This is a genomic window from Mycolicibacterium smegmatis (assembly GCF_001457595.1).
In the GTDB taxonomy this organism is placed as follows: domain Bacteria; phylum Actinomycetota; class Actinomycetes; order Mycobacteriales; family Mycobacteriaceae; genus Mycobacterium; species Mycobacterium smegmatis.
This window is the reverse complement of sequence record NZ_LN831039.1, coordinates 2,923,021-2,938,792: the sequence shown is the minus strand read 5'-3', so window position 1 is coordinate 2,938,792 and position 15,772 is coordinate 2,923,021. Positions and strand designations below refer to the sequence as shown.

Sequence of the window (15,772 nt, the reverse complement as noted above, 5' to 3'; positions counted from 1 at the left end):
TGCGTTCACGACGTGTGCACGTCTCGACTCGCCCTCAGCGCTCCGCGCCGGGCCGCCGCCCAGACTGCACAGCCGAGGACCGACATGGCTGCGCCCGCCACCGTGATCGCCGACCACCCGCCGACGCTCCACAGCACTGCAGCGGCCAGCGACCCGCCTGTTCCCCCAACGAAATTGGCGGTGACGTAGGCGGTATTGACCCGGCTGCGCGCCTCCTGTGCCACCACGAACACGCGTGATTGGTTCAGGATGTTGAGGCCCTGAACGGAGACGTCGAGGACGATGGCCGCGACGATGATCCCGATCAGAAGATTGTGGGACACCGCCGCGACCGCCCATGCAGCGAGCCCGAGGCACCAGCACGCTCCCGTGGCTGCCACGTTTCGGCCGCGATCGTGCAGGCGCCCGGCGCCCTGTGCGGCGAGTGCGCCGACCAGACCCGCAACGCCGACCAGGCCGATCTGCCATGCGGTGAAGTCATACGGCGCACCGCTGAGCAGGAAGGTCAGCGCGGTCCAGAACATCGTGCTTCGGATACGCGACGCGCGTGGTGGGCGGCACCCGTGGAACGGCAGCGGCGAGCACGAGGGCCAGGACCGCAGTGATCGCCGCAGCGATCGCGAAGACAGCGCGCCAACCCCAGGCACCCGCGATGACACCGCCGGCAATTCGGGAGACCAAGATGCCGGTGACGAGACCCGAAACTACGATCCCGACCACGCGTCCACGGCTACGGTCATCGGCGAGATCACCCGCCAGCGGGGTCAACAGCTGACCTGACACCGTGGTCAGCCCCAGCGCGAGACTTGCCACGGCAAGCGCCGACAGGGTCGGCGCCACCGCGCACCAGGTCAGCGCAGCCGCCGACAGCAACATCAAGGTCGGGATCAGGCGGCGGCGGTCGCGACTGTCGCCGAGCGGCACAAGCAGCAGCACGCCCAGCGAGTAGCCAATCTGCGTCGCCGTGACGAGGAAACCGGCATGCCCTACGTCGGTGTGCAAGCTGACGCCGATGACGTGCAGTAGCGGCTGGGTGTAGTACAGGTTGCCGACTGCCACTGCGCCGGCGAGCGCAAACAGGACCGTCTGACGAGTCGACATGCCGCGGTGCTGGAGATCCCCCGCTGTCATGCTGGTGCGGTGACGCCCAGGACGCGCTCGAGTTCTGCCAGACAGTCACGGAAGATCCCGTTGCGCACCCAATCCACGATGGAATCCGCGTCACCGATGACGTCGAATGAAGCGGTCCAGGTAACGAAACACGCTTCCTGGTCGGAGATCTCGTGAACGGTGATGGTCGCGGTGTAATTCTGCACCGGCGCATGACCGCCGACGACGTCGTATGTGACACGTCGATCACGATCCGACAGCTCGACGAGCCGTTCCACGACCACCGTTCCGTCGTCGATGTGGTTGGTGCGCAAGGCGCCGACCTCTCGCCGGCCGCCCGGCGGATCCAGTTCGCTCGCTGTGACGAAGGGAAACCAGACAGGGAGGGATCCGAAGTCGCCGACGATCTTCCACACGCCGGCTGCCGGTGCGGCGATGATCCTGCTGTAATAAACGTTGGGCATGAGGGTCTCCTGAGAACTCGTCGCGGTCAAGCGGCACCGACGGTGCGGGTGCCACTGGTCGATTCGGCGGGGCTGGTTGAGAAATCGGTCGATTCGGCGATGGCCCGCCAGCGTCCCAGCTCTTGGCAGACATCGAGCAGCTTGCGTTCGACTCTGGCCACGCAGTCGCGTCCGAGCTGAACGCGCAGGGGAGCCGGATCGGCGGCGGCGACAGCCAGGATCGCGGCTGCCGCCTTGTCAGGATCGCCGGGCTGGTGACCATCGAGGGCGGCGAACGCGGTGCGTGCTGCGCCCGCGGTATCGGCGTAGGCGTCGATCTCGGTGGCCGCGAATCGGACGCTACGCGGTGAAAGGAAATCCGTGCGGAAAGCTCCTGGTTCGATGACGGTCGCCGATACACCACTGCCCCTCAGCTCGAGGGCGAGCGCTTCGGTGATCGCCTCGACGGCGAATTTCGTCGCACCGTAGAGCCCGGATGACGCGACGGCGGCGAAGCCTCCGACAGACCCGATGTTGAGGATGCGGCCGCGGCCACGGGCCCGCATGTGTGGCAGGACCGCGCGAGTCATCCGGTGCAGCCCGAAGACATTGACCTCGAACATGTCTCGTGTCTCAGTGTCGGTGAGTTCTTCGACGGCGCCCAGGACGCTGTAGCCGGCGTTGTTCACCAGGACATCGATGCCTCCATGGCGTTTGGCCGTGGCGTCGGCGACCGCGCTCACTTGCGCGGAGTTGGTGACATCCAGATCGATCACGGTGAGCGCATCACTGTGCGGCAGCTCGGCTGCGGCAGCGGGGACGTTTCGTGCGCCCGCAACGACGGTGTGTCCCTCAGCCAGTGCCGCCCGTGCGATCGCACTGCCGAGTCCACGTGATGCACCGGTGATCAGCCAAACAGCCATTTGGGTCTCCTTCCCACTCCCTGCATTGGGCGCCGGCTCATGCCGACACCGACAATGATTCGTTGCCGCCGTGGCTGATGTCTTCCCTGCTGGCACAACAAGGCACGTGCCGGTCAGCCCCCGGTGGGCTGTGGGGTTTTCCCGATGCAACCTGTTCTATGCCGTGCGCTGCGGCGCGGCGGTCAGCCTCTCAGGAATGTGAGGACCGCCAGCACCCGTCGATGCTGGTCGGTGTTGGCCTGGGACAAGCCGAGTTTGACGAAGATGTTCGTGACATGGCGCTCCACCGCGGGAACCGTGACCGCCAATCGCGCCGCGATGCCGGTGTTCGAATGCCCTTCGGCCATCAGCCCGAGCACTTCACGTTCTCGCGGTGTCAGAGTGTTCAGCGGGTCGTGCGGTCGTCCGCGTCGCACCAGGCACGTCACGACATCGGGATCGAGCACCGACTCCCCGACCGACACTCGTCGCACAGCATCATTGAGGATGTCCGGATCGGCGATCTTCTCTTTCAGCAGATACCCGACACCTTGCGGGCGATCCCCGACAAGCGTCAGCGCGTAGTCATCTTCCAGGTACTGCGACAAGACAATCACAGCCGTTTCCGGGTGGCGTCCACGAATGTCGACAGCCGCGGCCAAACCGTCCTCGCTGCAGCTAGGCGGCATCTCGATGTCGGTGACGACGACATCGGGCCGATGGATGTCGACCTGCACAAGTAATTCAACCGCGTCGGCGGCGACCGCGAGGACACGATGTCCGCCGCGCTCGAGGACGCGCACCACACCTTCCCGGATCAGGGAATGGTCATCGGCGACAACGACTGTGGCCACGCTCAGCTCCTCACGACGCCGGCAGAGACGAAGACGGGCGTACGGGCGCACTGCGTCGCGGTAACCGCACACATATCGTCGTGCCACGACGGGGCGGTGACGTGATGCTCAGTTCACCGCCCATGGCGGTGACGCGGTCAGCCATGCCGACGAGGCCGAGACCACGTCCGGGCGTCGCTCCGCCGCAACCGTCGTCTCGCACCGTGATCTGCAGAGTGTCTGCGTCGCCGTCGACGTCCACTTCGACGACGGTGGCGCAGGCGTGCTTGACGACATTCGTCAGGGCCTCGGCCACCACAAAATAGGCGCACGACTCGATCTCGGCGGCGGCACCCCCGTAGTCGTGCGCTGTCACGCTCGTCGGCACGGCCGTCCGCGCGCTCAGCGAGCGCAGGGCCGGGACAAGCCCGCGAGTATTGAGGATCGTGGGATGTATACCGGCCGCCAGGTCCCGCAATTCGGTGATCGCATGGCGAGCCTCGGCCATGGCGTCCATCAGCATGCTGTCGAGCGCTTCGAGTTCGGAGGGCACGTGTTCGCGTGTGAGCTGAAGCGCCAGCAGAACATTGAGCATTCGTTGCTGAGCACCGTCATGTAGGTCGCGGGCGATCTGCCTGCGCGCCGATGTCGCGGCCTCGAGAATGCGCCGCTGCGCCGCCAGCGATTCGGCGGCACGAATCTCGGCGGCGTCACGGGCTCGCCGGGCCTCCTCCGCAGCGTGCCGCTCCGTCAGATCAGTGAACGCGAACACCGCACCGATGTCGCCATCGACCTCGAACGGTGCACACCACCACGTTGTCGGGAACATCGAACCGTCGGCCCGCACGAACCACTCATGGGTGCCGTGTGCCGCCACGCCGGCGCGCGTCGCAGCCAACAAGCGGCATTCGTCTGTGGGGATGGGGGTGCCATCTGGGCGGCGGTGATGCCAGGTCTGATGGCTCGGCAGGCCGATCATGTCTTCCGGATGGTCATAGCCGAACCCGCGCGCAGCGGCATTGTTGGCGAAGACCACACGGCCCTCGTGATCCACCACGAAAACCGGCTGCGGTGCTACGGACAGGACGCGCTGCTCAAGCGACGCGGAAACCGGACCACTCTGCACACGCCCCTCCGTCACAGACAGCTCCTGAATCCATGCCAGGCTACCCGCCGATCAGGCGAGCGCAACGGGCACAGCTGCACAGGCGATGGCGGCGAGGACCGCGCTGAGCCGTGTCACTGCCCGAAACCACCGACGCCCTCATGGCCCCAAGCGCAACCACTCAGCTTACTGCCCAACACATCGCCACGATGCCGCTTCAGAAAACAAAACCCGGCGATCGATGGGCACGTATTGCCTTGTTGCCCTGGCGGTTTCACCGCACTACCCTGCCGACATGGGATACATGGTTCCCGATCACCCGACGGACACCAGGACCGCGGCCCTCGATGTGATCGTGCGCTGGGCCGAGCATCTCCCCCAGCCCGGCATCCATGCCGCCCTGCGGGAACTCGCGATGGACCTCGACGCCGAGGCCGCCTTCGACGGCCTCGGCTGGGATGATGCACGCGGCCTGGCACAGTGGGTGGTGATGACCGTGCTGACCGGCACCGAGATCCCCGCCACGGTAGATCCGCCGTGGAGCGATCCGGCCGCGGTGGCGCACAGCATCGACATCTGCCGGCCCCTGGCGCACCACGTGAGGATGACGATCGACGGGCAGTGACCCGCGCCGACCCATTCGAACATATGATCGATGCATGGGCGACATGCAGGCGATCGGCTACGGCGGGCAGCCTGTCCAGGAGATCTTCCGCGTGGTGCGGCCACCGACGGCCGTTCTCGTCGATCTCGTCGCCCTGTTCCCTCGCGAACCGCACTGCCACGGCCGCTACAACCCCTGCGGCTTGCAGATGAACCGGATCGTCGAGGGCAAGCTGACCTGCTGGGCGTTGTGCGAGCAGGGCCAGTGGTGGGGCCTGGTCACCTACCCCATCCGGTACGGCGCCACGACGAAGAACGTCACGCACTGGATCCCGGCGTGGGTGCTCAAACCCAAGCGCTGAGCCGGACGCTCCGTGGAGAATCTGCCGCTCCGTGGTCCACCGGCCCAGAGGCGAGCGCCAGGTGATCTCGACGCGCACCTCTCCACTACCGGAGCCGGCCAGCTCCACCGCCACTCCCGGGGTTCGGTCGTCCTCCCCGCGCGACGCCGGCACCGAGCTCACCGTCTGTTCGGCCACGCCGTCGGAGTTCGACGCGGTGACCGTCACCGACCGCGCCTCGTCGCGGCCGACGTTGACGACGCGGATCCGGTCATCCCCGACGCGCTTCACGTCCCAGGCGACGAAGGATTTCTCGGAGGCCAGGTCATACGCCCGTGCCGCCTCGTGGCGCGCCTGTTCGACAGAGGACTTGAGCTCGGCCTGACCGGAAAGCACCCGGCCGATCAAGACCTCGGTACGCCAAACGGACGCGGCCACCACCAGCAACACCGGCCAGAGCCAGAGCACCGACACAAAAGACCGCAGAAAGAACTCGCCCACCACGCCAGGAACCCTACTGGCCGTCACGGACGCCGACTGATGTTGACGGCACGGCAAATATTCGGGGCGCGGCCACGGTGCCGGGGATCGCCATGCCGGGCCACCGCTTGTCACCGCCGAGCGGCAAGCGCACCGCATCGTCGCGGTTTACCCTGTCACGGGCACCGCACCGGGCCCGCTTGTCGTCGTGACCGATACCGGAGACTCATACATGGCCGTCGTCGTCGTAGGAAACCCCAAGCCGAACTCACGCACCCGCGCGGCCGCCGAGCTGGTCGTCGAGAAACTGACCGGCTCGGCGCCCGAGCACGTCATCGATGTCGTCGACCTCGGTGCCGGACTGCTGGGCTGGGGAGACCCGAAGGTCGCCGAGGCCAAGAACGTCGTGAAAGCCGCCGACGTCCTCGTGGTCGCCTCGCCGACGTACAAGGCCACCTACACCGGCCTGCTCAAGCTGTTCCTGGACCAGTTCGGCCAGGGCGAGTTGGGCCAGGTCACGACGTTCCCCTTGATGCTGGGCGGCTCGTGGGCGCACGCGCTGGCCCCCGAGTTGACGCTGCGGCCGGTTCTGGTCGAGATCGGCGCGAGCGTGCCCGCCCCGAGCCTGTACCTGCTGGACTCGGACTACGAGACCGCTGCCGAACTGGAGAGCTGGCTGCAGATCGCGCGCAAGTTCGTTCCCCAGGGGGCCTGACGACACGAAGGGCGAAAGGGCGATATCGCATACGGTATCGCCTTTCGGAAGTGATCCCCGCCGGCAGAGACCATGAGATCCGCACCGCCACGAACAAGACTTGTGGTGAGTTCTGGTGAAGCTGTGAGCCTTTGGTGAGAATCCCGCCTTCAGGCCTGTCTCACGCGGCCCACCCGGACAACTCGTGGCAATACTGGAGGCTCCCCGCAGCAACACGGAACGAAGGGAGCGCTGATGGCCCACGAGACCGTGGACGAGCTCCCCGGGTGGGACGAGCACCTGCCACACTTCTCGACACACGAAAAAGGCGACCGCATCACCACGCTGCCGTTCGGACCGTCACTGCTCACGTTTTTCGCCGTCGTCTCCGGTCTGCTGTACGTCCCCGCAGGTGTGGGCGGCGTGCTGTTCTTCAACTCGTTACGGCAGCACACATCCCAGTTCATCTGGTGGCTGGGCGTGCTGTACATCCTCTACACGTTCCTGCCGTTGTTGGTGTCCGGCATCGTCACCGACGAGGCCACGAAGGTTGTCGGGCAACGCTGGACGGCCAAACGCATCGCCACCGTCCCGGCCTTGGCCGGCACGGGACTGGGAATCCTGGGCGCCGCGATATGGATCGGCGGGCCCACCGGCGGCTGGGTCGCCCTGGCCGCCGCGGCGTGCGGTGTCATCGCCGCGATCGTCACGCTCAGCGCCTGGCGCGGAATCCGATACACACAAAGGCGTCACGCGTGGATCAGCTGGATGCGCCGATACGGCACCCGCACACCAGGGTTCCTGCGCGAGGTCAAGTTCCTCAGCAGATGGATCGACGGCAAGCCGGTGTTCACCGTGGTCGTCGAATTCCCCACCGAGCATGGCGCACAACGGGTCACGGCGAGCATGGTGACCACCACGCGCCGCGTACCACGCGCGGGCACCGCGATGGTGGTCACCCACAGGCCGGGAACCACAGGGGCCGACGTGCTGATCGACCTCGACCACACTCGGCAGCCGCGGTTCGACCCCAATTCCGCGAAATACACCCAGCCGAGCGGAAACTAACGCCGGGCGAGCTCGCGCAGCACGAGATCGGTTGCGTCCCAATCCATGCACTTGTCGGTGACGGACTGGCCGTAGGTCAGCGTCTCTGCGTCCGGGCTCTGCGCACCACCGACGAGGAAGCTCTCCAGCATCACACCGCTGATCGGCTGACCGTCACGCACCATCTGGGCGACCTCGGTCGCGACGACGGCCTGGCGGATGTGGTCCTTGCCGGAATTGGCGTGGCTGCAATCGATCACGACGCGACCGGGCAGTCCCGCCTTGGCCAGCTTGGCGGCGGCGGCCCGCACCGACTCGGCGTCGTAATTGGGTCCCCGGGTGCCGCCGCGCAGGATCACGTGGCAGTCCTCGTTGCCGGCGGTGCTCACCACGGCGCCGCGGCCCATGTCGTCCATGCCGAAGAACACGTGCTCGGCCGCGGCGGATTTCGCGCCGTCCACGGCGACCTGGACGTTGCCGTCGGTGCCGTTCTTGAAGCCCACCGGCATCGACAGGCCCGAGGCCAGCTGACGGTGCACCTGCGACTCGGTGGTGCGGGCACCGATCGCGCCCCACGCGACGGCGTCGGCGATGTACTGCGGGCTGGTGGGCTCCAGGAACTCACACCCGACCGGCAGACCGATGTCGATGATGTCGAGCAGCAGTTGACGTGCGATGCGCAGACCGCGCGCGACGTCGAACGTGCCGTCCATGCCCGGATCGTTGATCAGGCCCTTCCAGCCGATCGTGGTGCGCGGCTTCTCGAAATACACCCGCATCACGATCTTGACGGTGTCCTTGAGCTCCTCGGCCACCTTGACCAGACGGCTCGCGTATTCGAGCGCGGCGGCCGGGTCGTGCACCGAGCACGGGCCCACCACGACCAGCAGCCGGTTGTCGCGGCCTGCGAGGATGTCGGCGACCTCGTCGCGGTCGGCGGCCACACGCTCGGCGCGACGGGCACCCAGCGGGAATTCGGTGAGCACGTCGTGCGGGCTGGGGATCGCGCTGAAGCTGCGGATACGCCGATCCGACGTCGCGGGCGGGTTGGCGATCTGCGCCAGATTCATTGAGGTGCCTTCCTTGGATGGTGGGCACCTGCTGCGTCCGGCGCCCTTTTACGACGAAAGGCAGCGACCGATGGTCAGCTGCCTTGGGCTCCGGGTGGATGCGTGCTTGATGCTGCGCTTTATCGGCTCCGCCCGGAGCCTAGATAAAGCGCCAATACGAGGCGCACACACCGATAGTCACGCGGCCAGGTTACACGACGATCGCAAAGACCTGAAATCGCCCCCGCAGACCCACGTTCACAAGCCGGGATTGTGACCGGCGTTACGATCCGCAGCATGCCGCTGAGTTCACGCATGCCCGAGCTGGCCGCGTTCGACGTGCTGCTGGCGATCGCCCGCACCGGCAGCCTGGGCGCGGCGGGCCGCGAACTCGGGCTGACGCAGCAGGCGGTGTCGGCCCGGCTGGCCTCGATCGAGGCGCAGACCGGCGTGCGCCTGGTACAGCGCAGCAGTCGCGGTTCACAGCTGACGCAGGCCGGCGTGGTGGTCGCCGAGTGGGCCGATCAGCTACTCGAGGTCGCCCAACGCGTCGACGCGGGACTGGCCGCGCTGCGCAGCGAGAGCCATACACGGCTGACCGTCGCGGCGAGCCTGACCATCGCCGAGCAACTCATGCCGCGCTGGCTGGTGTCGTTGCATGCCGACGCGCGGCGACGCGGGGTTCCCACGCCCGAGGTGATCCTGACCGCGGCCAACAGCGAAGACGTGATCGGCGCGGTGCGCGACGGCTCCGCCGAGCTGGGCTTCATCGAATCACCGGGTACACCAAGAGGTTTGCATACCCGGGTGGTTGCCCGTGACGAGTTGATCGTGGTGGTGCCGCCCGGGCACAAGTGGGACCGCCGGTCGACGCCGATCGGACCGGCCGAACTCAACGACACACCCCTGGTGTCGCGGGAGGCCGGCTCCGGCACCCGCGAAGCCCTGAGCACCGCGCTGCGTCGGGCACTCGGCGACACGACGCAGGCCGCGCCCGCGATCGAACTGTCCTCGGCGGCGGCGATGCGGGCGGCCGTCGCGGCGGGCGCCGGACCTGCGGTGATGAGCCGGCTGGCGGTCGAGGACGACCTGACCCTGGGCCGGCTGCGCGCGGTCCCGGTGGCCGGGCTGGATCTGCGTCGCGATCTGCGGGCCGTCTGGTCGGGCACCCGCACGCCGCCCGCCGGCGCGGTGCGCGACCTGCTCGGCCACATCGCCGCGGCCCGCTGAACGGCTCAGCCCGCCAGCAACCGCCCGGATGCCACACCGCGCACCGTGTGCATGGCGACGGTGACCCACGCCACCAGCAACGCGACGTAGAGCAGCACGGCAAGGCCCGAGAACACCACCGCCCCGGTCGCGGCCCCAGCGCCGACGCACCGGTCACGCACGTGCCGACGGGGAACGTGAAACTCCACCACGTCAGCGTGAACGACAACCCGCGCCGCGCGGCGTGCACCGTCAACGCGGCCGCCACGCAGAACACAAAGGCCCCGAACCCGCCCATCACCACCCCGTACACGATCCCGAACGCGTGGAGTGCGCTCACCACGGAGGTATCGGTGACCACTGATGAGGCGTGGGCGGCAAGAAGATTCGTCGCGGTGATCGACTGACCGATGACACCCAGCACGATCCAGACGGTCGGGATGGCCTGCATCTCGGGCAGACCGCCGTGCATCAACCGCGAGTAGACCATCGTCACGGTCACGAACCCCACCAGCAGGCTGAGCCCGAACATCGCGTAACACGCCATGAGCAGCGTCTCCCCCGCCTGCCCGGGGCCGAGATGACCGAGCAGCAATGCCCCGGTGGACGCGGAGACCATCGGCGGCACCACCGGCATCATCCAGGCAGGCACCGCCGCCACTTCTCGACCGCACCGGGTGATCATCCGGTACGGGATCACCACGGCCACAGCGAGTCCGAGACCGGTGCCGGCCACCCACAGCGCCACGCCGAGCCGAACGGCGGCAGACTCGCCGATCACCGCGGGGCCGAGGAGTAGTGATCCAGCGCCGACGGTCAGCAGCGCCATCGCCGGGGCGCCGTAGAACTGGGCCATGACAGGGTGATTCGCATAGCCCACGGCATGGTGGCGGTGCCGCATCCAGTGCGTCGTGAACGCGGCAGTGAGCGCCACCAGCAGGGCCGCGGCCAGGATCCAGACCGCGGTGGCGAAGGCGCGCAGACCGGATGCCTGCACGGGCAGGGTCACCGCGGCCGTCGCGACGATGCCGGTGCCCATCACCGAGGCGAACCAGTTGGGCGTGATGTGGGCGAACATCGAAGCGCGGCGCGGTGGTTGGGCACACCACGCGAGGTGGAACGGGCGTGGTGCGGTGTCGAAAGCGGTGTCGGGGTCGAGGCTGATGTCGATGCTCACCTCACCGATGCTGCCGAAGCCCGGTGCCTCGCGGTAGGCACCACGTGATTGTGGGGCCACAACGTCGCTTTGTGACCGATCAGACGTAGCGGTTGCGACCCGCGAGGGCTCCGGCCCCCATCTGCACGAGATAGACCGCCAGCACCAGGGCCCACGGCGCGGTCCACCCGCCGGTCACGTCGTGCAGCAGACCGAACAGGAACGGGCCGAAACCGGCCAGCAGGTAGCCGAAGCCCTGCGCCATCCCGGACAGCTGCGCGGTGTCGTCGGCGGTGCGGGCACGCAACGCGATCACGGTGAGCGCCAACGAGAACACGCTCATGCCGAGACCCACGAGCACGCTCCACAACAGCGGCGCGGCACCCGGGTCGACCAGCAGACCGACCATTCCGGCGAACCCCACCACGCCGAGGCCGACGATCCATCCGGTCTGACCGGACTGGCGCGCGGCCAGCGGCGCGACCACCAGGCTGATGGGCACCGCGAGCAGTGACACCAGGCCGACGAGCAGCCCGGCCTGGGTCTTGCCGACACCGCTGTCGATGAACACCTCTGGCAGCCAGCCCATCACGATGTAGGCCAGGAACGCCTGGCAGCCGAAGAACAGCGTCACCGTCCACGCCAGCGGGTTCCGGAGCAACGACCGGCTCTTGCCGGACGCGGTCATGGGAGTGGTGCGGGCACCGTGGATGCTGCGTGCGGCCAGAAGCCACACCACCAGTGCGGCCAGCGCCAGCACGGTCCAGCTTCCCAGCGCCTCGCGCCATCCGCCGAGCACGTCCTGAAGCGGCGACGTCACGCCCGAACCCAATGCGCCGCCGCCCTGCAGGGCCGCGGTGTAGATGCCCGTCATCAAGCCGATGCGGGCCGGGAACGAACCCTTGATGACCACCGGGATCAGCACGTTGATCAGGGCGATGCCGCCCGTGGCGACCAGCGTCCCGCCCAGCACCACCAGCGCGCCGTCGAGCACACGCACCAGCAGTCCGACGGTCAGCACCCCCATGGCCAGCGAGATCGCCCATCCCAGACCGAGTTTGCGCGCAAGCCAGGGGGCGGCCAGACCGGCCGCGGCGAAACACAGCCCGGGCATGGTGGTGAGCACGCCGGCCCACACCCCGGAGGCGCCCAGGTCCGACCGCATGTCCCCCAGCAGCGGGCCGACGCTGGTGATCGCGGGCCGCAGGTTCAGCGCCGTCAGCACCACGGCGACGGCCAGGAGCACACCGCCCGCGGCCATCGCGGGTGCGCGGAACTCCGCGGCCCCGTCGATCTCGAGCTCCAGGTCGTGCTCATAGCTGTCGAGAGAGTTTCTGGGCACGTTCCGGTTCACTCCGCTAGGGTCCCATACATCCCATGATTGGATGAAAGGGTTATCCGTGCCGCTCGCGTCCACCCGCCGGACGGGACTGGTCGATCAGGTGATCGAGCAACTTCGTGCCTCGGTGAGCTCCGGGGAATGGCCCGTCGGAACGAAGATCCCCACCGAACCGGAACTCGCCGACACCCTCGGCGTCGGCCGCAACACGCTCCGCGAGGCCGTCCGGGCGCTCGCCCACAGCGGCATCCTGGAGGTTCGCCAGGGCGACGGCACCTACGTGCGTGCCACCAGCGAAGTCTCCGGCGCACTGCGCCGGCTGTGCGGCTCGGAACTGCGCGAGGTGCTCCAGGTGCGACGCTGCCTCGAAGTCGAGGGCGCGCGGCTGGCCGCGAGCAACCGCACCGACGCCGATCTTGCCGAGCTGCGCGCGTTCCTGGACCGCACCGAAACCTCCGACGACGACGACTTCGTGCACAGCGACACCGCATTCCACCTCGCAGTGGTGCGCGCGTCGCACAACAGCGTGCTCATCGAGCTCTACCGGGGCCTGATCGAGGCGATCACCGCCAGCGTGGCCACCGCGAGCGCCCGGCCCGACGGCAAGGTCAGCCACCGCGGGCTCGTCGAGGCCATCGCCGCGGGTGACGTCGAGCGCGCAGGCCGCGAAGCCGGCGGGTTCCTCGACGACCTGCTGGCGCAGACGCCCGACCCGCAGGGCTGACCGTCAGAACGAGGCGTCGTCGCCGCGGGACCGGTTGATCGGCAACCGCAGCAGCAGACGCGCCCCACCGAGCGGGCTCTCCTCCAGAGCGGCTTTGCCACCGTGCAATTCGGCCTGCTGGGCGACCAGCGCGAGCCCCAGCCCCGAGCCTGAGCGCGACGCCGTCGAACCCCGCGCGAAGCGTTCGAACACCTCCGCGCGTTCGGCCTCGGGCACGCCGGATCCGTTGTCGTCGACCGCGATCTCGACGTCGTCGGCCGAACTGACCGCGCTCAGCCGGATCTCGGTGGCGCCCCCGTGCTTGACCGCGTTGGCGATCGCGTTGTCGATCACCAGGCGCAGCCCCGCGGGCATACCCAGCATGAGCACCGTCGGCGACGGCATGAGCGTGACCTTGAGCCCCGGATAGGTGTGCTGCGCGTCGTGCGCGGCGCGGTCGAGCAGTTCGGTGACGTCCATCGGGACGAAGTCCTCGACCGTGGTCAGCTCACCCTGCGCGAGGCGTTCGAGCGCGGTGAGGGTGGCCTCGATGCGGCTCTGGGTCCGCATGACGTCGCCGATCACCTCCTGCCGCTGTTCGGGGGTCATGTCCAGCGTCGAGAGCACCTCGAGGTTGGTGCGCATCGCCGTCAGCGGCGTTCGCAGTTCGTGCGAGGCGACCGCCGCGAAATCGCGCGCGGATTCCAGGGCGGCCTTGGTGCGTTCCTGTTCGCTGCCGATGCGCGCGAGCATCCCCTCGACGGCCTCGGCGATCTCGACGGCCTCACGCACGCCGCGCACCTTGACCTCTTCTGGGTTGGACTGCGCGTTGATGGCACGCGCCTGCTGGGCCAGCAGGCGGAACGGGTTGATCATCACCAGCGAGATCACCCAGCCGACCACCACGGTGCCCGCGATGACGCCCGCGCAGATCAGCACCACGCGCAGATGCAGTTCGTCGATGCGCCGCTGCGTCTCGGCCAGCGGCGCGCCCAGCGCGATGGTCGCCGGGCCCGCGGTGAAGGTCCGCACGCGGTATTCGACGCCGTCGATCGTGGTGTTGGCGTACCCGTTCTCCAGGTGCGGCAGCACGATGTCGCTGGGCACCGAGACCGTGACGCCGCCGATGTACGCGGTGCGCACCAGCCCGCCGTCGTCGTGGCCGGCGTTGTCGGCGTCGGTCTCGCGCGTGCTGTTGAGCAGCGTGCTGACGTCGCCGAGGCTGCTGAGCGAATCCAGGCGCCGGTCCAACTGGGCGTACTGGTCGTTGGTGACGCCGATCCACACCCAGGTGCCGAGCGTGAGCACCAGGACCACCACGGACAGCGCGGCGACGATGACGATCGTGCGCAACGACAGCACCCGCATCACCGGCCGCAGTACGGGCCGCAGCAGGCGGATCATGCGCTCTTCGAAAGTCACGGCGCTATCTTGCCCGATCCGCCGCGCGGCCCTGCGCCCCCGACCTCAAGATCGTCAACCCGAGGTTGACGCCGAATCATCGTCAACCTAACGTTGACGGCATGGTCGAACACGCCAAGATCACCAACCCCGTCCGCCTCGACGACCTCATCGACGGCATCAAGCACGCGCACACCGAACCGCTCGAACAACTCACCGACGCCGTCATCGCGGCCGACGCGCTCGGCGAGATCGCCGACCACCTGATCGGTCATTTCGTCGACCAGGCGCGCCGCTCGGGCGCGTCGTGGACCGAGATCGGCAAGTGCATGGGCGTCACCAAGCAGGCCGCCCAGAAGCGTTTCGTCCCCAAGGTGCCCGACTTCGACCCGACCGCGCTCAACCCGGAGGAGGGGTTCGGCCGGTTCACGCCGCGCGCCCGCAACGTCATCGTCGTCGCCCACAACCTCGCACACGACGCGCGCAACGCCGAGATCACGCCAGACCACCTGCTTCTGGGACTGTTCGCCGACACCGAGGGCCTGGCCGCCAAGCTGCTGGCCGGCCAGGGCGTCGACGCCGACGCGGTGCGCGCGGCCGTGACGCTGCCACCGTCGACCGGCGAGGCCGCCGCGCTGATCCCGTTCGACACGGCAGCCAAGAAGGCCCTGGAGCTGACCTTCCGTCAGGCACTTCGTCTGGGCCACAACTACATCGGGACCGAGCACATCCTGCTCGCGCTCGTCGACGCCGAGGACGGGGACGGGCCGCTGCACCGGCTCGGGGTCGACGCCGAACGCTTCGAGGCCGACCTGCGCACCGCGCTGGAACCGTTCATGACCAAACCGGCGGAGTGAAACGCGGGAATGTACGCGGCCGCGCCACTGTAGATAGTGGTCATGAAACTCAACGACGCCGCGCGTGAATTCATCGGGAACGGTGCCGACGCCACCCTGGTCACCCTCAACCCAGACGGCAGCCCACAGGCCACGCTGGTGTGGGTCGCCTTCGAGTCCACCCCCGACGGTGACGAACTGGTCACCGCGCACCTGTCCGAGCACAAGAAGGTGCGCAACGTGCGCCGCGACCCGCGCGTGGCCGTCACGATCGCCGACCCGGGCAAGGTCGGCAAGGTGATGCGCCCGTACCTGTCCATCACGGGAACCGCACGGATCGTCGAGGGCGGCGCCAAGGATCTGCTGAAGAGACTCGCGCAGACCCTGGCCGCACCGGACTCCGGATTTCCGCCGGAAGACGCCCCCGAAGGGTGGCTCACCCGCATCCGCATCGACAAGGTCGGCGGCGTCGGCCCCTGGGTGTCGTGACGCCCAAGCGGCTGTAACACGTTTCAGTCTGT

Annotated in this window: 19 protein-coding genes and 1 pseudogene; 9 read left to right on the top strand and 11 right to left on the bottom strand. The window is 68.1% G+C overall.

Annotated elements, in window-relative coordinates; translation table 11 throughout:
- Positions 1 to 5: 5 nt before the first annotated feature.
- From AT701_RS35740 to AT701_RS14105, 6 genes are all read right to left on the bottom strand, one after another.
- Positions 6 to 524: an MFS transporter gene (locus AT701_RS35740; protein WP_223495545.1), complete on the bottom strand. Its 519-nt coding sequence runs from the start codon at positions 522 to 524 to the stop codon at positions 6 to 8.
- Positions 478 to 1,101, bottom strand: a complete 624-nt coding sequence (locus tag AT701_RS35735; protein WP_223495543.1) for an MFS transporter — start codon at positions 1,099 to 1,101, stop codon at positions 478 to 480. Before AT701_RS35735 ends, AT701_RS35740 begins: the two co-directional genes overlap by 47 nt.
- A 26-nt stretch (positions 1,102 to 1,127) precedes the next feature.
- Entirely contained in the window at positions 1,128 to 1,574 is a 447-nt protein-coding gene (locus AT701_RS14120) for an SRPBCC family protein (RefSeq protein ID WP_058126039.1), read from the bottom strand.
- A 26-nt stretch (positions 1,575 to 1,600) separates the two neighbouring features.
- Entirely contained in the window at positions 1,601 to 2,476 is an 876-nt protein-coding gene (locus AT701_RS14115) for an SDR family NAD(P)-dependent oxidoreductase (protein WP_003894197.1), read from the bottom strand.
- A 182-nt stretch (positions 2,477 to 2,658) separates the two neighbouring features.
- Positions 2,659 to 3,309 carry a response regulator transcription factor gene (locus AT701_RS14110; RefSeq protein WP_003894196.1) on the bottom strand — a complete coding sequence of 217 codons (651 nt, stop codon included), beginning with the start codon at positions 3,307 to 3,309 and terminating at the stop codon, positions 2,659 to 2,661.
- 10 nt (positions 3,310 to 3,319) lie between these two features.
- Entirely contained in the window at positions 3,320 to 4,429 is a 1,110-nt protein-coding gene (locus AT701_RS14105) for a PAS domain-containing sensor histidine kinase (RefSeq protein WP_223495541.1), read from the bottom strand.
- 259 nt (positions 4,430 to 4,688) lie between these two features.
- Here AT701_RS14105 and AT701_RS35055 point away from each other — a divergent pair, with 259 nt between their 5' ends.
- From AT701_RS35055 to AT701_RS14075, 4 genes are all read left to right on the top strand, one after another.
- The gene (locus tag AT701_RS35055; RefSeq protein ID WP_029104193.1) at positions 4,689 to 5,018 is read left to right on the top strand and encodes a hypothetical protein; all 330 of its coding nucleotides are present in this window, start codon (positions 4,689 to 4,691) and stop codon (positions 5,016 to 5,018) included.
- Positions 5,019 to 5,052: 34 nt separating this feature from the next.
- Positions 5,053 to 5,358 (top strand): hypothetical protein, encoded by a 306-nt coding sequence (locus AT701_RS14095; protein WP_029104192.1) that lies wholly within the window; start codon positions 5,053 to 5,055, stop codon positions 5,356 to 5,358.
- A 691-nt stretch (positions 5,359 to 6,049) separates the two neighbouring features.
- Positions 6,050 to 6,532 carry an NADPH-dependent FMN reductase gene (locus AT701_RS14080; protein ID WP_011728592.1) on the top strand — a complete coding sequence of 161 codons (483 nt, stop codon included), beginning with the start codon at positions 6,050 to 6,052 and terminating at the stop codon, positions 6,530 to 6,532.
- A gap of 234 nt (positions 6,533 to 6,766) precedes the next feature.
- Positions 6,767 to 7,579, top strand: a complete 813-nt coding sequence (locus tag AT701_RS14075; RefSeq protein WP_011728591.1) for a hypothetical protein — start codon at positions 6,767 to 6,769, stop codon at positions 7,577 to 7,579.
- Here AT701_RS14075 and AT701_RS14070 read toward each other — a convergent pair.
- A complete protein-coding gene (locus AT701_RS14070; RefSeq protein ID WP_011728590.1) occupies positions 7,576 to 8,628 on the bottom strand; it encodes a 3-deoxy-7-phosphoheptulonate synthase in 1,053 nt (350 codons plus the stop codon). The genes AT701_RS14075 and AT701_RS14070 overlap by 4 nt on opposite strands.
- Positions 8,629 to 8,904: 276 nt before the next feature.
- Between AT701_RS14070 and AT701_RS14065 the strand changes: the two genes are divergently transcribed.
- A complete protein-coding gene (locus tag AT701_RS14065) occupies positions 8,905 to 9,837 on the top strand; it encodes a LysR family transcriptional regulator (RefSeq protein WP_011728589.1) in 933 nt (310 codons plus the stop codon).
- Positions 9,838 to 9,842: 5 nt separating this feature from the next.
- Here AT701_RS14065 and AT701_RS36005 read toward each other — a convergent pair whose 3' ends face one another.
- Positions 9,843 to 10,025 carry a hypothetical protein gene (locus AT701_RS36005; protein ID WP_328586941.1) on the bottom strand — a complete coding sequence of 61 codons (183 nt, stop codon included), beginning with the start codon at positions 10,023 to 10,025 and terminating at the stop codon, positions 9,843 to 9,845.
- Between the two features lie 5 nt (positions 10,026 to 10,030).
- Positions 10,031 to 10,825 (bottom strand): annotated as a pseudogene (locus AT701_RS14060) (TDT family transporter); the annotation flags it as partial.
- Here AT701_RS14060 and AT701_RS36000 point away from each other — a divergent pair.
- A complete protein-coding gene (locus AT701_RS36000) occupies positions 10,728 to 11,030 on the top strand; it encodes a hypothetical protein (RefSeq protein ID WP_328586940.1) in 303 nt (100 codons plus the stop codon). The pseudogene AT701_RS14060 and the gene AT701_RS36000 sit on opposite strands and share 98 nt — an antisense overlap.
- Positions 11,031 to 11,072: 42 nt before the next feature.
- Here the strand turns inward: AT701_RS36000 and AT701_RS14055 are convergent, their stop codons facing one another.
- The gene (locus tag AT701_RS14055) at positions 11,073 to 12,314 is read right to left on the bottom strand and encodes a CynX/NimT family MFS transporter (RefSeq protein WP_011728587.1); all 1,242 of its coding nucleotides are present in this window, start codon (positions 12,312 to 12,314) and stop codon (positions 11,073 to 11,075) included.
- A 58-nt stretch (positions 12,315 to 12,372) separates the two neighbouring features.
- Between AT701_RS14055 and AT701_RS14050 the strand changes: the two genes are divergently transcribed.
- Entirely contained in the window at positions 12,373 to 13,035 is a 663-nt protein-coding gene (locus AT701_RS14050; protein WP_011728586.1) for a FadR/GntR family transcriptional regulator, read from the top strand.
- 3 nt (positions 13,036 to 13,038) lie between these two features.
- Here the strand turns inward: AT701_RS14050 and AT701_RS14045 are convergent, their stop codons facing one another.
- Positions 13,039 to 14,382 (bottom strand): sensor histidine kinase, encoded by a 1,344-nt coding sequence (locus AT701_RS14045; RefSeq protein WP_003894180.1) that lies wholly within the window; start codon positions 14,380 to 14,382, stop codon positions 13,039 to 13,041.
- A gap of 155 nt (positions 14,383 to 14,537) precedes the next feature.
- Between AT701_RS14045 and AT701_RS14040 the strand changes: the two genes are divergently transcribed.
- A complete protein-coding gene (locus tag AT701_RS14040; RefSeq protein WP_003894179.1) occupies positions 14,538 to 15,272 on the top strand; it encodes a Clp protease N-terminal domain-containing protein in 735 nt (244 codons plus the stop codon).
- A gap of 42 nt (positions 15,273 to 15,314) precedes the next feature.
- Entirely contained in the window at positions 15,315 to 15,740 is a 426-nt protein-coding gene (locus AT701_RS14035; RefSeq protein ID WP_003894178.1) for a PPOX class F420-dependent oxidoreductase, read from the top strand.
- Positions 15,741 to 15,772 lie beyond the last annotated feature (32 nt).

What these genes read in the sequence shown, in the direction of transcription:
- AT701_RS35740 (WP_223495545.1), bottom strand. Translation starts at nt 524, where the DNA reads ATGTTCTGGACCGCGCTGACCTTCCTGCTCAGCGGTGCGCCGTATGAC.
- AT701_RS35735 (WP_223495543.1), bottom strand. Translation starts at nt 1,101, where the DNA reads ATGTCGACTCGTCAGACGGTCCTGTTTGCGCTCGCCGGCGCAGTGGCA.
- AT701_RS14120 (WP_058126039.1), bottom strand. Translation starts at nt 1,574, where the DNA reads ATGCCCAACGTTTATTACAGCAGGATCATCGCCGCACCGGCAGCCGGC.
- AT701_RS14115 (WP_003894197.1), bottom strand. Translation starts at nt 2,476, where the DNA reads ATGGCTGTTTGGCTGATCACCGGTGCATCACGTGGACTCGGCAGTGCG.
- AT701_RS35055 (WP_029104193.1), top strand. Translation starts at nt 4,689, where the DNA reads ATGGGATACATGGTTCCCGATCACCCGACGGACACCAGGACCGCGGCC.
- AT701_RS14095 (WP_029104192.1), top strand. Translation starts at nt 5,053, where the DNA reads ATGGGCGACATGCAGGCGATCGGCTACGGCGGGCAGCCTGTCCAGGAG.
- AT701_RS14080 (WP_011728592.1), top strand. Translation starts at nt 6,050, where the DNA reads ATGGCCGTCGTCGTCGTAGGAAACCCCAAGCCGAACTCACGCACCCGC.
- AT701_RS14075 (WP_011728591.1), top strand. Translation starts at nt 6,767, where the DNA reads ATGGCCCACGAGACCGTGGACGAGCTCCCCGGGTGGGACGAGCACCTG.
- AT701_RS14070 (WP_011728590.1), bottom strand. Translation starts at nt 8,628, where the DNA reads ATGAATCTGGCGCAGATCGCCAACCCGCCCGCGACGTCGGATCGGCGT.
- AT701_RS14065 (WP_011728589.1), top strand. Translation starts at nt 8,905, where the DNA reads ATGCCGCTGAGTTCACGCATGCCCGAGCTGGCCGCGTTCGACGTGCTG.
- AT701_RS14045 (WP_003894180.1), bottom strand. Translation starts at nt 14,382, where the DNA reads ATGCGGGTGCTGTCGTTGCGCACGATCGTCATCGTCGCCGCGCTGTCC.
- AT701_RS14040 (WP_003894179.1), top strand. Translation starts at nt 14,538, where the DNA reads ATGGTCGAACACGCCAAGATCACCAACCCCGTCCGCCTCGACGACCTC.
- AT701_RS14035 (WP_003894178.1), top strand. Translation starts at nt 15,315, where the DNA reads ATGAAACTCAACGACGCCGCGCGTGAATTCATCGGGAACGGTGCCGAC.